Annotated in this window: 14 protein-coding genes and 4 pseudogenes; 2 read left to right on the forward strand and 16 right to left on the reverse strand. The window is 35.5% G+C overall.

Translation table 11 applies throughout. The features are described from left to right. The 5 genes and pseudogenes from G581_RS11005 to G581_RS0107615 all read right to left on the reverse strand — a co-directional run. A pseudogene (locus G581_RS11005) lies at positions 1-212 on the reverse strand (RNA-guided endonuclease InsQ/TnpB family protein); the annotation flags it as partial. A 24-nt stretch (positions 213-236) separates the two neighbouring features. Then, positions 237-317, reverse strand: a pseudogene (locus tag G581_RS12450) (helix-turn-helix domain-containing protein); the annotation flags it as partial. Positions 318-544: 227 nt separating this feature from the next. Then, positions 545-826, reverse strand: a pseudogene (locus G581_RS12485) (transposase); the annotation flags it as partial. 66 nt (positions 827-892) lie between these two features. Further along, positions 893-1,036, reverse strand: a pseudogene (locus G581_RS12490) (IS256 family transposase); the annotation flags it as partial. A 201-nt stretch (positions 1,037-1,237) separates the two neighbouring features. Beyond that, positions 1,238-2,362 carry a cysteine desulfurase family protein gene (locus G581_RS0107615; protein WP_028845317.1) on the reverse strand — a complete coding sequence of 375 codons (1,125 nt, stop codon included), beginning with the start codon at positions 2,360-2,362 and terminating at the stop codon, positions 1,238-1,240. A 35-nt stretch (positions 2,363-2,397) separates the two neighbouring features. On the opposite strand from G581_RS0107615, the gene G581_RS0107620 reads away from it, so the two are divergent. Together G581_RS0107620 and G581_RS0107625 are read left to right on the forward strand one after the other, a co-directional pair. After that, positions 2,398-3,726 (forward strand): MBL fold metallo-hydrolase RNA specificity domain-containing protein, encoded by a 1,329-nt coding sequence (locus G581_RS0107620; RefSeq protein WP_028845318.1) that lies wholly within the window; start codon positions 2,398-2,400, stop codon positions 3,724-3,726. Continuing rightward, positions 3,713-4,873, forward strand: coding sequence for a radical SAM/SPASM domain-containing protein (locus G581_RS0107625; protein WP_028845319.1), 1,161 nt, complete (start codon positions 3,713-3,715; stop codon positions 4,871-4,873). The genes G581_RS0107620 and G581_RS0107625 overlap by 14 nt, the downstream gene beginning before the upstream one ends. Here the strand turns inward: G581_RS0107625 and G581_RS0107630 are convergent. The 11 genes from G581_RS0107630 to G581_RS11020 all read right to left on the reverse strand — a co-directional run bounded on the left by G581_RS0107630 (position 4,854) and on the right by G581_RS11020 (position 17,842). After that, positions 4,854-6,500 (reverse strand): radical SAM protein, encoded by a 1,647-nt coding sequence (locus G581_RS0107630; RefSeq protein ID WP_028845320.1) that lies wholly within the window; start codon positions 6,498-6,500, stop codon positions 4,854-4,856. The two genes, G581_RS0107625 and G581_RS0107630, sit on opposite strands and share 20 nt — an antisense overlap. After that, the gene (ftsZ, locus tag G581_RS0107635; protein WP_028845321.1) at positions 6,484-7,842 is read right to left on the reverse strand and encodes a cell division protein FtsZ; all 1,359 of its coding nucleotides are present in this window, start codon (positions 7,840-7,842) and stop codon (positions 6,484-6,486) included. Before ftsZ ends, G581_RS0107630 begins: the two co-directional genes overlap by 17 nt. 63 nt (positions 7,843-7,905) lie before the next feature. Then, a complete protein-coding gene (ftsA, locus tag G581_RS11010; protein WP_051179048.1) occupies positions 7,906-9,189 on the reverse strand; it encodes a cell division protein FtsA in 1,284 nt (427 codons plus the stop codon). Between the two features lie 11 nt (positions 9,190-9,200). Next, positions 9,201-9,902: a cell division protein FtsQ/DivIB gene (locus tag G581_RS0107645; RefSeq protein ID WP_028845322.1), complete on the reverse strand. Its 702-nt coding sequence runs from the start codon at positions 9,900-9,902 to the stop codon at positions 9,201-9,203. Further along, positions 9,889-10,785 carry a D-alanine--D-alanine ligase gene (locus G581_RS0107650; RefSeq protein ID WP_028845323.1) on the reverse strand — a complete coding sequence of 299 codons (897 nt, stop codon included), beginning with the start codon at positions 10,783-10,785 and terminating at the stop codon, positions 9,889-9,891. Before G581_RS0107650 ends, G581_RS0107645 begins: the two co-directional genes overlap by 14 nt. Positions 10,786-10,798: 13 nt before the next feature. Beyond that, a complete protein-coding gene (gene murB, locus G581_RS0107655) occupies positions 10,799-11,686 on the reverse strand; it encodes a UDP-N-acetylmuramate dehydrogenase (RefSeq protein ID WP_028845324.1) in 888 nt (295 codons plus the stop codon). Continuing rightward, the gene (gene murC, locus G581_RS0107660) at positions 11,683-13,053 is read right to left on the reverse strand and encodes a UDP-N-acetylmuramate--L-alanine ligase (protein ID WP_028845325.1); all 1,371 of its coding nucleotides are present in this window, start codon (positions 13,051-13,053) and stop codon (positions 11,683-11,685) included. The genes murB and murC overlap by 4 nt, the downstream gene beginning before the upstream one ends. After that, a complete protein-coding gene (murG, locus tag G581_RS0107665) occupies positions 13,054-14,154 on the reverse strand; it encodes an undecaprenyldiphospho-muramoylpentapeptide beta-N-acetylglucosaminyltransferase (protein ID WP_028845326.1) in 1,101 nt (366 codons plus the stop codon). It lies immediately after the preceding gene. Positions 14,155-14,227: 73 nt separating this feature from the next. Then, positions 14,228-15,406: a putative lipid II flippase FtsW gene (gene ftsW, locus G581_RS11015; RefSeq protein ID WP_051179049.1), complete on the reverse strand. Its 1,179-nt coding sequence runs from the start codon at positions 15,404-15,406 to the stop codon at positions 14,228-14,230. Continuing rightward, positions 15,403-16,851, reverse strand: a complete 1,449-nt coding sequence (gene murD / locus G581_RS0107675; protein ID WP_028845327.1) for a UDP-N-acetylmuramoyl-L-alanine--D-glutamate ligase — start codon at positions 16,849-16,851, stop codon at positions 15,403-15,405. Before murD ends, ftsW begins: the two co-directional genes overlap by 4 nt. After that, a complete protein-coding gene (locus G581_RS11020) occupies positions 16,823-17,842 on the reverse strand; it encodes a D-alanyl-D-alanine carboxypeptidase family protein (RefSeq protein ID WP_051179053.1) in 1,020 nt (339 codons plus the stop codon). Before G581_RS11020 ends, murD begins: the two co-directional genes overlap by 29 nt. Positions 17,843-17,845 lie beyond the last annotated feature (3 nt).

The following is a 17,845-nucleotide window of genomic DNA, read 5'->3' on the forward strand; positions in this document are numbered from 1 at the left end:
AATCTCGGATACCCAGCTTTATCGTTTTTCTCTTTAATCCTTCGAAAGAATCCTTGAAATGCTCTATCTACTCTAAAAAGAACATCTTGAAGGACTTGAGAATGTATCTGCTTTAGGGATTCAACAATTTGTTTATCGGATTTAAGGATTTCCTGCTGTTTGATCCGGGAAAGTCCTTTGCCAGTCTGCTCGTAATGATTTCTTCTATCCAAAAGACAGGAGTTGTGGAGGATACGGCACATATCCAAAGTCCATTCAAGTTTTTGGACTTGCTTCTTTGTAGGGTAAAGACGATATTTATAGGTTTTGGCTTTCAATATAGCGTTTCAAGTCCTCAAGTGTTACCTGTCCAGTCGATGCAAGAAAAACATTCAAGGGAAAAATCGCCTTTCATCCCCTCCCTCACGGAAGGGGACTTCTCGGCGAGGTAGTTAAATTGTCAGAATAAATAAAATGAATTCCAACATGAATAACGTTATGAAATAGTCGGGAGTGTTCAAAGTTTTGTATCAGGTTATATCTACTGATAAATATTATCATAGTTTTATGCCCCTCCAAGTCTGCCCTCAAAACATATTGATAATTGAAATAAAATAAGCCCCCAGTTTGAAATTGGCTGTGTCAATTTCTTCTGGGCATTCTGAATCCCCATGTACAGTAACTTTAACAGACTATCTTCATTTGAAAATGCTCCTTTGGTCTTGGTTAATTTTCTGAACTGTCTGTGCACAGCTTCTATTATATTTGTTGTATACATTATCTTTCTGATTTCAGATGTGTATTTAAAATAATGACTGAGATTATTCCAATTATTTCTCCAGGAAGTTAATGTATTCTGGTACTTCTTAACAAACTGGGGTTCAAAACTACCATTTCTTTCCCTTGGCACTTTTAGCTCAAATAATCCTGTGGTGGATTTCATCATCTTACTGCTCTTGCCATTCCTTCTGTTGTTTCCTGTATCTCTGTTTAAATGATAATCTAATTCAGCTTCTAATGCCGCCTCTGTTAGCTTCTTTATTAGTGGCGTTAAAATACCATCTTTGCCTGATAAGGGTTTACTCTTCCTTTAAATCTTCTAATGCTTTCTTGAAATCAAATACTTGCTCTTTCATGTCAGTCCTCCATACATTTGTTTTATATTACCAGACTGACACAAAACTTTGAACGGTCTCCAGAACTATTAAATTTTTAATTTAAATTAAAAATTCAACAATTTTTATATCATCAATTTTTTTCAGGAAAATTTTATAATCTTGTTGATCTCATTTTTTATTATCTCCTGAGCCTGTATAATCTCATCTTCTGTAGTAAACTTTCCTGTTGAGATTCTTACTGATGATAAAGCTTCATCTTCAGACAATCCCATTGCAACTAAAACATCGCTCGCTCTTCTTATTCCCGCATGACAGGCTGAACCTGCTGAAATGGCAACTTTATAAGCCAGTCTTTCAACAAACTCATCGGCATATATGCCTTTAATTGAAATATTTATAGTATTTGGAAGTCGAAAAACTCCTTCAGAGTTGAGCTTAATTTCTGAAATATCAAGAAGTCCGTGAAGCAACGATTCTGTCACATGCTGAAGGTGTTCAACTGTATCACTAAATTCTTCAGACACTATCTCACATGCTTTCCCCAATCCAGCAATATATGAGGTATTTTCTGTACCGGGTCTTAAACCTTTTTCATGGGATGCACCTATAAGTAATGGTTTTATAAAAAAATCTTTTTTAAGATAAAGTGCTCCAACTCCCTTTGAAGCATAAAATTTATGTCCTGCAATTGTAAGCATTGTAACAGGAAGAGCCTGAACTGAAACAGGGATTTTTCCAATGCTCTGAGCACAATCTGTATGAAAAGGGATTTCTTCTTCCAACAGTATTTCTCCAATCTCTCTAATTGGCTGGATCACACCGGTTTCATTATTTGCATGCATAATACTAACGAGGATTGTATCTTTTTTCAATGCTTTTTTAACATCATCAGGATCTACGATGCCTTTTTGACTTACTGGCAGAAATGTAACATTATATCCCATACGCTCAAGCTGTCTGCATGGATTCAGAACTGAAGGATGTTCAATGCAGGATGTTATTATGTGTCCTGAACTGTAACAGAGTGCTCTACCAAAAATTGCAAGATTGTTTGATTCTGTACCACCAGATGTAAAAATAATCTCCTCAGGATTTGCCTGAATAAGTTTTGCCACTTTCAGCCTTGAAAGTTCAATTATCTCTTTTGCTTTTTTCCCAAAGGCATGAATACTTGAAGGATTACCAAATTCATCAAATGCCTTAATAATTTCCTCTCTTACCCGCGGATCCAATGGAGTTGTTGCATTGTAGTCAAGGTATATCATGGTTTATTATAGCCAATTTATGTTATTATTCTCTAATGAAAATTCATTTTTTCGGAGCAACCAAAACTGTTACTGGTTCATGTTTCCTGCTTGAAGCAGATGGTCATCAAATTTTGGTTGACTGTGGATTTTTTCAAGAATACGATAAAGAGTACCTTAACTATGAGCCATTTCCTTTTAATCCAAAAAAATTAAACCTCGTTCTCCTTACACACGCTCATCTGGATCATTCTGCTCTGATTCCAAAGCTTATCAAGGAAGGGTTAAGATGTAAAATTTTAACCACTCCAGCCACCAGAGATCTGCTTGAAATAATGCTTTTTGATGCATTGAAGGTTCAGAAAAACGAAAATCATAAACAAATTCTTTACGACGAAGAACACGTTTACAAAGCATTAAGACAGACATCAACTCTGCCATATCATAATGAATTTAATTTCAAGGGGATCAGAATAAAATTTTTTGATGCAGGACATATTCTTGGAGCAGCGACAGTCGAAATAACAGTTAACAGTAAAAAAATCATATTTTCAGGAGATATCGGAAGAACAGGATACCCGATTTTGAGAGATCCTGAACCTCCTGCTGAAGCAAACTATATTGTCCTTGAATCAACCTATGGAAACAGGCTCCATAAGAGTCTTCAGGAAAGCATTACTGAACTTATTCAGGCAATTAAAGATACATTTAAAAAAGGTGGTAATGTTATTATACCGTCCTTTGCTATTGGAAGAACACAGGACCTGCTTTACATCCTCAATCGTTCAGCAAAACAAGGACTTCTAGAACCAATGGATGTTTACCTTGACAGTCCTCTTGCAGAGGAAGCAACAAAAATATATATTTCTCATCCAGAACTTTTTGATGACGAAGCATTAAGAGAGATGAGGAATCCCAAACGAAGATCGATAAGATTTCATTTTACAAAAAGTGTGGAAGAATCAAAAAAACTTAATGGAATAAAATCACATGCAATTATTATAGCTGGAAGTGGAATGTGTCAGGGTGGAAGGGTTGCATATCATCTTTCCCATAATATTAATAGAGAAGAATGCAGCATTGTATTTGTAGGATTTCAGGCAAAAGGAACATTGGGAAGAAAAATTGTTGATGGAGAAAAGGAAATTTCAATTTTTGGCAAGAGACTTCCTGTTAGGGCTAGAATTTATACAATTGGAGGCTTTTCCGCACATGCTGACAGAAATGAGCTTCTTAAATGGCTTGAAGCAGTAAAAACAAAGCCTGAAATTTTTCTAATACATGGTGAACAAGAAGTTATTGAAAGTTTCAAACAATCCATCGAAGAAAAATATGGTTTAACCTGTCATGTTCCAGAAAGACTCTCCATCTATGAACTCGGCTGAATACCATTTAAACAAAAACTTTTTTCTGAAACTCATAGAATTCCAATCATTATATAACATAAAAACTGATGAACTTTACTGTCTTGATGAGAAAGCTTTCCAGATATTAAAAAAAATAGAACAAGATGAAAAGCCCGTCCAGATAGATAAAGAACTTCTTGCATACTGTATAAATGAAGGAATCCTTACTGAAAAACCAGTTAAAAGAATAAAAACACCTCTAAGACAATCACCTATTCCATCACTCAGATATCTTGAACTACAGATTACAAAACGATGTAACCTTAAATGCAAGCATTGTTTTGTTGGAGAAACCAGGTCTGTTGACCTTACCTTTGAACAGATTGTGACAGTTTTAAATGAATTTCAGGAAATGCAGGGTCTCAGAGTACTAATCACAGGAGGAGAGCCTCTGCTACATCCAGACTTTAGAAAAGTCAATGAGTTTGTAAAAGACCTGGCTTTAAGGAAAATACTCTTTACTAATGGAGTTATTCTAAATGATGAAATATTGAAAAAACTTAATGTTGAAGAGATTCAAATAAGCATCGATGGAGCTAAAAAGGGACATGAAATATTAAGAGGAAAAAATACATTTGATAGGGCTATAACCGCATTAAAAAAAGCTATTGATTGCGGATTCGATGTATCAGTGGCCACAGTAATTCACAGAGGAAATCTTCAGGAGTTTGACGAGCTTGAAAACATTCTTAAAACTTTTAACATCAAATCATGGACTGTTGATGCTCTCACAATCTCGGGAAATTTAAGATTAAATAAAGAATTATGGGTTTCACCCAAAGAAGCTGCAACAATCATGAACAGATACGGATTTACTCCTGAAGACCATCCAAGAAAAGAGGGATATGGATGCGGCACACATCTTCTAAGCGTGCTTGCAACAGGAAAAGCAGCGTTTTGTTCCTTTTATGAAGAAAGCCCTATAGGAGATATTAATGAAGGACTAGAAAATCTCTGGAAAAGAAAAAAGCAGATTTTTCTTAAAGAGCTTGAATGTACGAAAATAAACTGTCAATTCATTAACGAATGCAGAGGTGGTTGCAGATTCAGAGCCAAAATGTTATCCGGAGACGAAAAAGCACCTGATTTATTCAAATGTTATCAATTTAATAGGCTTCGCACTTAGCCATTTCATAGTCCTTCCAGAGAATCTCATTGGTTAATCTTTCATGTTCAATAAAATCCCATGGAAGAAAGTCTTCATATGATTTAATTTCATAGAAACTGTTCTTCACTTCATCAAAGATCTTTTTAAAATTTTCACCCTTTGAAACTCTTTCAATAACAGAGATAGCGCTTCTGTCAGCCCTTGCAAAATAACCCTGCATGTAAGAGTATTTAGGAACTTCATGAAAAAGCTTGAATCCCTTAATCTGAAGTGTATCCTTTTTTAATTTTTTCAGTCTTTCGTTTACTGTCTCATATTCTTCCATTCTATGCCATTGAAATGGTGTAAACGGCTTTGGAACAAATATACTAACACTTACTGTTATTCTACGATTAAATACATTGCGAATTTTTTTAACAAGTTTTACTATTTCATCAATATCTTCATCTTTTTCAAATGGTAGCCCTATCATGAAATAGAGTTTGAGATTTTCAAGCTCTGTTTCTGAAAGCTTGCGAGCTATAAGCAATAAATCATCCTCATTTACTCCCTTTTTAATTACCCTTCTCAGTCTTTCAGAGCCGGTTTCAGGAGCTAGTGTTAGAGTCCTAGAGCGTGCAAGAGTTTTTAAAAGATCAATAGTGGTTTTATCCGCCCTCAAAGAAGTGAATGAGAGCTCAATATCAGGAATTTTTAATAACTCTTTTAACTCACTGTAGGCTGTAATAGATGGAGCTATTATTCCTACTCTCGAAGGGTTAACTTTCTGTATTTCATAAATTTTTTCATTTATTTTTAGAATAGAAGCTTTCCTAACAGGGCTGTAAATATGTCCTACAAGGCAGAATCTACATCTGAAAGGGCATCCTCTCATGGTTTCGATCAGAAACATATCTGAAAATACAGCTTCTGAAGTTACAATCTGAGAATAACTGAATCTATCAGAAATATCCTTACAATAAACCCTTTTTATCTTCTCTGGAACATTTTCCCATATTGATTGTCTGCCTGTGAGTTTTCCTGTTGAACTATATATTTCACTGTATGCTTCAGGAACATAAAAGCCATCAGATTTTAAGATTTCCCTTTTAAAACTTTGCTTAAAATCCTTCTCATATGATGAATCTTTAGTAAGTCTGTACACCTCAATAAATCTATCAATGAGTTCTTCTGCTTCTCCAGTAAATATAACATCAAAAATTTGAGCTACAGGTTCAGGATTAGAAAAACACAGAACTCCTCCTGCAATAATTAGTGGATGAGAGGACTCTCTCTGAAAACTATAAAAAGGAATTTTACCGAGTTCAAGGATTTGAAGAATAGCTGGATAATCATTTTCAAAACAGAGGCTGAATGCTAAGATATCAAAATTATAAAGAGGCGTTTTTGACTCAAAGGAAATCAGTGGATAACCATTCTTATACTCATCAATATCATCTATTGAAGGCAGAAAAGCTCTTTCACAGACAACATCCCTTCTTTGATTGAAAAGTCTGTAAACGGTTTGAAATCCAAGATTTGATATTCCTGTGTGATATATATTTGGATATACAAGACATAGTTTTATCCTGCCACCATGTTCTTTAAAAACAGTGCCATGTTCCTTTTTTAAAAGAGAATCAATCCTTTCAACTATTTTTCTCATCAACCATTCGATGCTTTTTTCTCAAATAAGCAGGAATATCCATTTCATCATCAATCTCAGGAGGTATTTCCTTTGAAGGCTCCTGAAGAACTCTCACAGGCTCTTCAGAGTCATCCTTTTGTATTTTTGGATTTTCTTCAATAAAGGCTGATCTGGCATCAGTATTTTCATCCACTGCTTGATCAGGAGCTGGAATAATTTCTGAATCTGGGTGATTACTAGTATTTGATGCCTGATTTACAGAAGAATTAGAAACTGGCTCAGAGTGATGGAATAAGGAAAAAGACTTGATATCTTTTGCGATGATTCTCTTTGTCTCTTTCAAAGAAATATGGTTATTTTTAGGCATCCACTTCTCAGTTGAACTTAACTGTATTTCTTCAGCCTTATCTTCAAAGCCTGTTGCAATAACTGTAACATATATTTCGTTTTGTATCTCTGATTTTATAACTGTTCCAAATATTATATTTGCATCTTCATGGGCAACATCAAATACTGCTCCAGCAATTTCCTGAACTTCGTCAAGTGTGAGGTCAAAACCACCTGTAATATTAATAAGAATTCTCCTGGCACCTTCAATTGATGTTTCTTCAAGTAAAGGATTATTGATTGCTCTGCGGGCTGCTTCAATGGCTCCTTCGTCCTTTATGCATGTTCCAAGACCTATAACAGCTTTTCCTGAATTTTGAATAACAGTTTTAACATCTGCAAAGTCTCTGTTAATAAATCCAGGACTGAGGATAAGGTCAGAGATTCCCTGCACAGCCTGTCTTAAAATATCATTGGCAATTGCAAATGATTTTACAAGAGGAGTACCTTTTTCAACAACCATATGAATTCTGTCATTTGGAATTATAATAATTGTGTCAACATATTTTTTTAGCTCCTTTATCCCAACAACAGCATTGTGCAGTCTCTTTTTGCCCTCAAAATAAAACGGCTTTGTAACAACAGCAACTGTGAGTATACCAAGCTCTTTTGCTAAAGAAGCAATCACAGGTGCAGCACCGGTTCCAGTGCCTCCACCCATTCCAGCAGTTATAAAAACTAAATCAGATCCCTCTATACACGAGATAAGTGTGTCTTTATCCTCAATGGCTGATTTCTTTCCAAGCTCCGGTTCTGAACCAGCTCCGAGACCTTTTGTAAGCTCCTTGCCAATCTGCACTTTAACAGGAGCCAACGATATATCAAGATGTTGAATATCTGTATTAACAGCTATGAACTCCACACCATATATTCCTGAAGAAATCATTGTATTTACAGCGTTTGTTCCTGCACCACCAACACCTATAACTTTAATTTTTGCTATAGGTCTTTCTACCTCCTCAATTTCAAACATAGCCTTTCCTCCTTTTTAAAAATTTATACAATCTTTCAATATATTCCTCGGGTTCCATAATATTCATAACAATTTAAATGGATTCAATCCCTTTATCCATGTTGAGATTTTATTGAACATTTTTTCAAAGCCTGAATCTGATTCCTGAAAGCCCGCTGTTTTAATCGCATAAATAAGAGTTCCTATGGTTGAAGAAAATTCAGGACTGAAAATTCCTTCAAGTTCATCACTTCTATCCATAATACTCTCTTCCAGTCCAAGTTCAGAACAAACTGCCATTATTCCAGTATCAGGCTTCCCTATTCTTGCAGGCATTGATAAAAATCCTTCAGCCAGTGATATAAAACCATGCATCAATGCTGTTCCACCCGTAAAAACCGCTGAAGATAAAGAAATCTCCTGAGGAACGGAATTGAGCTCTTTTTTCAGAATCTCAAGTATTTCCTCGCATCTTGCATAGACTATTTCTTTTATCACACTCAATGGAATTTTGATAGGATGCTTATCCAGTCCAACAATCTCTATCGCTTTATCGTTTTCTTTAAATTTAACACTGCCAAAATTAATATCAGGAAGAGCTCCGCCCAGTTGAGTTTTTATTCGTTCTGCCTCATGAAATGGAATCTTTAATCCTATGGCAAGATCATTTGTAATGTGATTACCACCGATGCTATATGTTGAAATATGCCTTAAATATCCATCATAAAATATGGCTATGTCCATACTACCGCCACCAATATCAACAGCCAGTGTTCCCATTTCTCTGTCGTGTTCTGTAAGCACAGCCTCAGAAGAAGCCACACTCTGAAGAACAACTTCTTCAACATCAATGCCTGCTTTATTACAGCAAGTAACAATATTCTGAATATGAGACGATGAAGCTGTTATGATATACACTTTTACTTCAAGTCTCAATGCTTTCATCCCAACAGGATCTCTTATGCCATTTATTCCATCAACAATAAATTCAACTGGCAAAATATGTACAGCCTGTTTATCAGAAGAAATCTGCATTGCTGTAGCTGCTTCGATAGCCAGATCAACATCTTCAGCTGTTACCTCTTTTTTCTTCACTCTTACAGTTCCATTGCTGTTTATAACTTCTAAATCTGTTCCTGATGAACAGACAAAAGCTCTTTTTACTCTAATTCCTGTAGTAGTTTCAATATCCTGTAAGGACCTTTTAATAGAGGATATTAACGCTTCCATATCAATGATTTTCCCTCTTTTTAACCCGGCAGAAGGATAACTCTTCAAAAAATCAACTTCTAACTTTCCATCTTCAACTTTTCCCGTTGCAAATGATATCTTTGTTGTTCCAATATCAATTACTACAATTTCATTCATATTAAAATCCTCTATTCTACTGGTTTTACTACTACTCTATCAGGAAATCTTAAATCAATGTATTGCACATGCAAACCCCTTTTCTGAATCTCGGCATTAACAACAAAGTACTTTGCAAATTTTTTTTCAAAATCTCCTTTACCCACTATAATAGGAAAATCATTTATATAAAGAGTCAGGCTATCAGGATCGTCACCTGTTATTATGACCTCATCATCTGCCTTTACCAACCCCTTATAATTAATGAAATTAAGAAGGTTCACAGCTTCATGAAAGGTTTCTGTATTTTTAAATGGATCAATATGTTTTATAACAGGCAAAAAAATGGCTGAGTTCTGGATTTTATCTGTAAAATCTTCCAGAACCTGAGCCTCATAATCAACTAAATAATATCGTCCATTTAACATGGCAATGGCAACTGGGGTTGTCTCTTTTATGTAAATTGTTAGAGTTCCGTTTAAATCTTTTCTTATGATTGCATCCTTTATCCATGGTGTTTTTTTAAGCCTTTCATAAATTGTTTTAGATGATGGATAGATTATAGAATGCCCCTCTCTTATACCTAAAATTGATCTGATTTCCCGCTGCGAAAGATTTTTATTACCAACAACAACGATATTCCTTATTGTAATACCCTTAAAAACTAAAAAACTTAAAACTGTTACAGATGCAAAACATATTATTAAAATTATCAATTTTTTATTTTTTATCATCTTTCACTGCCAGTTTTAAAATCTCCTGTACCAGAGTTTTAAAATCATATCCACACAGAGAAGCAATTTTTGGTAAAAGCGATGTTTCTGTCATTCCGGGAATAGTATTAACCTCAAGCACATATCCATTGCCAGAGCTGTCAACAATCATATCAATCCTTGTGCCTCCTTTACATCCAAGAGCTCTGTGAGCATTTAAGCCGAGATCTTTCAACTTTTCATATAATGTATTATCGATCTCGGGAGGAAGTATGTAATCAGTCAGACCTCTAGTATATTTTGCTTCATAACTGTAAAAGCCTTTCTTTGGCCTTATCTCAACCCCTCCTAAAACCTTATCTCCAAGAACTCCAATATGTATCTCTTTCCCTTCAATAAACTTTTCTATAATTATTCTTTCTCCATATCTGAAAGCTTCATCAAGAGCAGCCCTAAACTCATTATCATTCCTCACAATAGTTACTCCAACAGAAGAACCTTCACGAGAAGGCTTTACAACGCATGGCATAAAAGGAGGCTCCGGATAATCATCTCTATGAACAACCACAAATGGTGGAACAGGTATGCTATGATAGAGAAAAACTTTTTTTGTTGCTTCCTTGTCCATCGCCAGAGCTGAAGCAAGAACACCCGAACCCGTGTAAGGAATTCCCATAACCTCGAGCATTCCCTGAACTGCTCCATTTTCTCCCCATCCTCCATGAAGAACCAGGAAAGCCACATCAATCTTTTCTTTTTTTATCTCTTTGCAGAGATCCTCATCTGCATCTATGAATACAGTATTATATCCAAGCTCTACAAGAGCATTAAATACAGCATGGCCACTTCTTAGAGAAACCTCTCTCTCTGATGAAATGCCTCCTGCTATCACTCCTACCTTCATATTTAAATCTCCCTCACAGTATCTTTATTTCAAGCTCAAGTTCAATGCCAGAAATCTTCAAAACCTTATCCTTAACTATATCAACAAGCCTTAAAAAATCAGACGCCCTACCCCTTCCCAGATTTATGAAATAATTGGCATGAAGCAAGCTTACCATTATATCACCTGTTTTGTAACCTTTAAGTCCTGCATTTTCTATTAAATAGCCTGCTGATTGTTCTTTAGGATTTTTAAACACACATCCAGCAGAACGTTCTTTTAAGGGTTGAGTGTTTCTCTTTTTTTCAAGAAACTCTTTCATCCTTCCAACTACCTGATTATCCACATCCTCTTTCAGTCTTAATCTGGCTTTTCTTATAATCCAGCTCTCGGGTAATCCTGAACTGCGATACTGGAAAGTAATATCCTGTTTTTTTAGAACTCTGATTTCCATCTTATCTGTTATAACTTCAACTTCATCAATACAGTCCTTTATCTCATATCCGAATGATCCCGCATTTCCTTTTACAGCACCACCGATAGTTCCAGGTATTCCAGCAAGTCCTTCCATACCTGAAAGTTTCTTTTCCGCCATAAAACTAAGAAAGCCTGAAAGCATCACTCCAGAAGAAACATAGTAACAGTTATCCTCATAACTAGAGATTTTATTCATTTTCCTTGTGTTAATTATTACACCCTTAAATCCTTCATCTCTTATAAGTAAGTTGCTTCCTGCACCGATAACATAATATGGCAGTCCTTCATTTTTTATTACTTCAACTAATTCTAAAACATTATCTTCCTCTGGAAATGTAACCAACTCTGCTCTGCCTCCTATCCTTAAAGTTGTATAATGAGCAAGAAGTTCGTTTTTTTTATATTTAATTGCCTTTTCTCTGCAAAATTTTTCAATATTTTTCATAAGCTTTCTATTAAGGATTCTCCAATTTTATAAACGTCTCCTGCTCCAACTGTAAAAACAACATCTCCTTGTTTTAACTCTCCCAAAATATCATCTTTTATTTTCTCTTTATCAGGATTAAATATTACATTAACACCGGCATTTTTCAGCTTTTCATATAATACTTCTCCACTTACTTTCTCAATTGGAGGCTCACCTGCAGGGTATATATCCATAAGAAATAAACAATCTTTTTTCCTCAAGGTTTTCTTAAAAACATGAATAAACTGTTCCATCAAATCCCTTGTTCTGGTATATCTATGTGGCTGAAAAATCACACAGAGTCTTTGAGGTTTAAGCCACACTGCGGTTTTTAACACTGCCTTTATTTCTGTTGGATGATGTCCGTAGTCATCGTAAAATTTTATACCTCTTTTTTCACCCTTGAACTCGAACCTTCTGCCTATTCCTGTGAAATTTTCAAGAGATTCTTTCACCCTTTCAAGTGGAATTGAAAGTTCTTTTGCAGCAGCTATTGTTGCAAGAGCATTTAAAACATTGTGTTTACCCGGAACAGTAATGGCGAACCTTCCAAGAGATTTTCCTCTGTAGAAAGCCTCAAAAGATACTTTGGGTGACGAATACTCAATATTTCCCGCACGAAAATCAGAACTTCCATCAAAACCATAAGTTACATACCTTCTGGTTAAATGAGGAATCAAATCCCTTACATGTCTGCATTCTCTGCAAAGAATTGAAACACCGTAAAATGGAACTTTATTTCCAAACTCAAGAAACGCTTTCTTGATTTTTCTTAAAGTTTTGAAATAATCAAGATGTTCCCTGTCAATATTTGTGATAACTGCAACAGCAGGGGTTAGTTTGAGAAAACTTCCATCACTCTCATCAGCTTCTGCAACAAGAAACTCGCCCTGGCCCAATTTAGCGTTTGTTCCAATTGATTTGAGCTTTCCACCAATAACTATCGTTGGATCAAATCCAGCATCAGTTAAAACTGTGGCAATCAAGGAAGTGGTGGTTGTTTTCCCATGCGCACCGGCAACTAAAATAGAATATTTAAGTCTGCAAAGCTCGGCAAGCATTTCAGCCCTTGGTATAACTGGAATTCCGAGTGATTTTGCTTTAATGAGTTCGGGATTATCTTGTTTTACTGCAGAAGAATAAACCACAACATCTGTATTATCAATATTATCTCTGCTATGTCCTATAAATACCTTTATTCCAAAACTCTTAAGTCTTTTTACAGTTTCAGACTCTTTTATGTCAGAACCTGTTACTGTGTAACCCATATTGTAAAGAACTTCTGCAATACCACTCATTCCAATTCCACCAATGCCGACAAAATGAATTTTCTTGTACTGATACATCTACTGTTTCCTCCTCAGCAAACTTTCTGCAATTTCTATTATTTTTTCTCCTGCATTGGATTTTCCAAAAGCACGAGACACCATTTCCATTTCTCTTCTGATTTCAGGATTATTTAAAATTCTGTTTATTTTTTTTGCAAGAATCTCTCCATTTATTTCTCTGTCAAGAATCAATTCACATGCACCACGGCTTAGAAGTCTTCTGGCATTCATTTCCTGATGATTATATGCTGCGTATGGATACGGAACAAGAATTGATGCTTTACCCAGAGCTGTAATCTCTGCCACAGTGGAGGCTCCTGCCCTGCATATGATTAAATCTGCCCATGAATAAGCCTCTGGCATATCATATATAAAAGGTATAACAGTTGTTTTAAATGATAAATTTCTGTACTCAGCTAAAACCCAGTTATAATCAGCCTCACCTGTCTGATGAATTATCTGGATACTATTCTTTAAAGGAAGTAAATATGATAGAGCATCTGTCATAGCCTTGTTGATTCTTCTTGCACCAAGACTGCCTCCAAATACAAGTACTGTAATTCTGCCTTCTTCAAGATTAAACAGTTCTTTTGCCTTTTCTCTATCTCCCTCTAAAATTCTTTTTCTTATTGGAGTTCCTGTAAGATACACCTTTTCTCTGGGAAAGTGTTCTACTGTTTCAGGATATGTTATGGCAATAGCAGAAGCAACTTTTCCTAAAATTTTATTTGCAAGCCCTGGAACAGTATTCTGTTCAAGGATTATTGAAGGAACTTTTTTAAAAGATGCCATTAAAACCAGTGGAAGGGATGCGTATCCACCAACTCCGAAAACGATATCCGGAGAAAAAGAATCTATAATTTTTTTTGATTCGGACATGGATTTGGCAAGACTCCAGAGTGATTTTGCTTTATCACCTAAAGCCTTCCCGATAAATCCCTTAATGGAGATAAATCTTAATTCATATCCTATCCTTGGTATGACCTTTGCCTCCAGTCCTTTCTGAGTCCCGACGAAAACAATCCGGGCATCTTGATATCTCTTTATAATAGACTCTGCAAGAGCAATTCCAGGAAAAAGATGTCCTCCAGTGCCTCCACCAGCAATAATTACTTTCATATAAGCCTCTTATCGTGAAGGAGTCTATTTTAAACTCCTTATAAATTTCAGGTTTTAAAGGAACAAAGCTCCTTTAAGCTCGACCCCTGCTCTTATAGTAGTATCTATAAGTTCTTAATTTTGTTTTTTTCTTAATTACCACTTCTGGAAAGCTAGGGTTATGACTTAGCCTTGAAAGATTAAGTAAAATTCCTACAGCAATCAGATTTACAACAAGTGAGGATCCTCCGTAACTTATAAATGGTAGAGGAAGCCCTTTTGTTGGTGCAAGACCTGTTACAACTGCAAAATTTATAAGTGCCTGAATCGAAATCATAATTGTAATTCCTGAGGCAAGAAAATAGTAAAACAGCTCAGACTGTTTTCTGGCAATACTAAGTCCTCTCATACATATCAAAAAGAAAAGAATAACAACAACACATACACCAATAAATCCCATCTCTTCACCAATATGAGCAAATATAAAATCTGTATGTATCTCCGGTAAAAAAGCAAGTTTCTGCTTTCCCTCACCCAACCCCTGACCTATAAGTCCACCGCTTCCAAGAGCAATCAATGACTGAACAAGCTGAAAACCACTTCCCTGAGGATCAGACCAAGGATCAAGAAATGAAACTATTCTTTTCCATCTGTATGGTTCTTTTGCAAGATAAATTATAACCGGAATGGCAACTAAAGAAATTATTCCGAGAAATCTCAGACTTACACCTCCTATAAAAAGCATTGACAGAGTGATTATTCCAAGAGTCATCGCTGCACCAAAATCAGGTTGTTTGAGAAAAATTACCTGAAAAATACCCAGTAATCCTATCGGAATTATAAACTGTCTAAAGCTTTCCCTATCATAGTCAGAACGACTCATATACCATGCGAGGAAGAAAACCATCGCGAGCTTTACAAGTTCTGATGGTTGAAAAACACTTGGCCACAGCCTCAACCATCTTCTTGCTCCTCCTGCGCTCACTCCGAGAGGGCTGAAAACTAAAAGAAGCATGATAAAAGAAATAATAAGCATGGGAAAAACAAGTTTTTTCAGCTTTTCTGTTGATAAAAACATAAAAACAACCATTAAAAGAGAACCTATAATCAAAGTAAAGAGCTGTTTCTGTAAATAAATCATACCTCCCCTGTCAGCATATTTTGCTTTTACAGAGGCTAATACAGAAGTAGAGCTATAAACTGCAATAAGCCCTATAATTACAAGAACAATCACCGTAATTATAAGAGTCTTATCAATAGAACCCCTGTTCATAAAGAATTCACAATCTCTTTAAATACTTCTCCACGATGTTCAAAATTTTTGAACATGTCAAAACTCGCACATCCAGGAGAAAGTAAAACAACATCTCCAGATCTGGCCAACTCTTTTGCTTTAAGCACAGCAGATTTCATATCTTCTGCAAAATAATGATCAACAAGATCGCCAAAAGCATCTGCTATTTTCTGTCCTGCCTCGCCAATAACTATTAAAGCCTTCAGTTTTTCTTTCGCAAGATCTCTAAGAGCAGAGAAATCACCATTTTTATCCCTTCCCCCGGCAATTAAAATTACATTACCCGCAAAACTCTCAAGAGACTTTAAAACCGCATCGACATTTGTTCCCTTTGAATCATTTATATACGCCACTGCATCTATTTCTCTTACAAATTCCATCCTGTGCGGAAGTCCTGGAAATTCTTTCACAACTGTTTTAATTGTATCTGCCTTACATCCCGCACATAAAGCCAGCAAAGAAGCAGCCATTATATTTTCAATGTTATGCACGCCTTTTATTCTGAATGTTGACAACGGAAGAACTGTATTTCTCATCTCATTCTTAAGATCATCAGAAATATCTTCCTTTGGATAAAAGTAAACATGATCATTTTTTAAATAAGCTCCGTAAACTTCCTGAAATCTGCTGAAATAAAAAATATGAGGAAGCCTACCTTTTTTTAAATACACATTTTTCAACTGCTCAATAACTAATAATGTATTCTTATCATCCATATTAAGGATAAGATAATCATCTCCTTCATGATTCTGGAAAATTCTTGACTTCGCTTCAATATATTCCTTCATTCCGGAATATCTATCCATATGGTCAGGAGTAATATTAAGAACCGCTGCAAAATCAGATTTAAACATTTTTATTCCTTCAAGCTGAAAGCTTGAAAGTTCTAAAACAATATAGTCAAGATCAATCTCTCTGTTAATAAGTTTTAAAACAATCTCTGCCATTGGGAATCCTATGTTACCTGCGAGATAAACTTTTTTACCATCTCCTTTCAAAAACTCATAAATAAGAGTGGAAGTGGTGGATTTTCCATTAGAACCTGTAATTCCTACTATTTTTACGTCATTCTTTATTAATGTCATTATCTGCCAGCTCAATTCTATCTCGCTTATAACCGGAATACCCTTATAAATTGCGGAAACAATTGAAGGTGTACTTAATGGAACTCCCGGACTTACAACTATTAATTCAGCATCTTGAAGGGCCTCAGGTGGATGACCTCCTCCTGTTATCCTCTCTACTTTTATGTTTATTGACTCTATATCGTTTAAAAGTTCATTGTCGTTTTTTTTATCATTTATTATTAACTTTGCACCAAGATTATAGAGTAATTCAGATGCTGCAAGACCGCTTTTCCCCATCCCAACAATGGCAACTTTTTTATTTTGAAGTTCAGATAGTTGATTTATTATTCTTTGCATTTTTTACCCTCTTATTCTTTGATGTTTTTTTCACTTTATTTTTATCTGTTTTTGTTGTTTTTTTATTTTTATCTGTCCTGATTTTTTTAATATGGTTTTTGTTAGTTTTATAAGATACAGGAACACTCATTTTTTCTTCAGAAAGTTTGACCATGGGTTCTTCTTTGCCTGTCAAAACATCCTCAGCCTTAACAACCAATTGTTGCGTATCTTTCCAGAGTTTTTCCCTGTTAGGATCTCCAAGTATAGCTGTATAAACAAGTCTTCCTCTCACTTTATAAGCACTCACAAAACAATGCCTCGCAGTTCTTGTATATCCTGTTTTACCACCTATGATATTGTCTTCCTCCCATAAAAGCTGATTTGTATTCTGTATAAAATGCTTTTTGCCATTTAAAGATCTGATCAAATAAACACGAGTATGAATAGCTTCTTTTATTAATGGATATTCAAGTGCATGAGACATAATTTTTGTCAGATCATAAACTGTTGTATATTGACCTCTACCGGGCAGTCCAGATGAATTTACAAACCTTGTGTCCTTTGCTCCAATTTTCTGTACCTTACTATTCATGAGTTTAACGAAATTAGCCTCACTTCCTGCTGTAGCCTCAGCAAGCGCAACTGCTGCGGCATTAACAGAACGCATCAATGCAAGATAAACGAGATCTCGCACTTTGTAAGCCTCACCTTTTATAAGTCTTGGCGTCACCCCTGGAGTCATTGCTGACTTTTTTGATATGATTACTTTCTGTTCAAGATCAAGGTTGTCAAGAGCAATCATAACTGTAACAAGCTTCGTTGTGCTTGCTGGGGGCAGCTTTGTATGCGGATTTATGCCATAAAGAATCTTTCCTGTCTGAGCATCAACTGCAACAGCACTTGGAGCATCAATATCAAAACAATAAGCTGTTGCAGTATAAGTCAATAAAACAGAAATGCAAAATATAAAATTTTTCACATTCAATACTAATCCTTTGAGTTTTTGCATAAC

Source organism: Thermodesulfovibrio thiophilus DSM 17215, assembly GCF_000423865.1.
Taxonomy (GTDB): Bacteria; Nitrospirota; Thermodesulfovibrionia; order Thermodesulfovibrionales; family Thermodesulfovibrionaceae; genus Thermodesulfovibrio; species Thermodesulfovibrio thiophilus.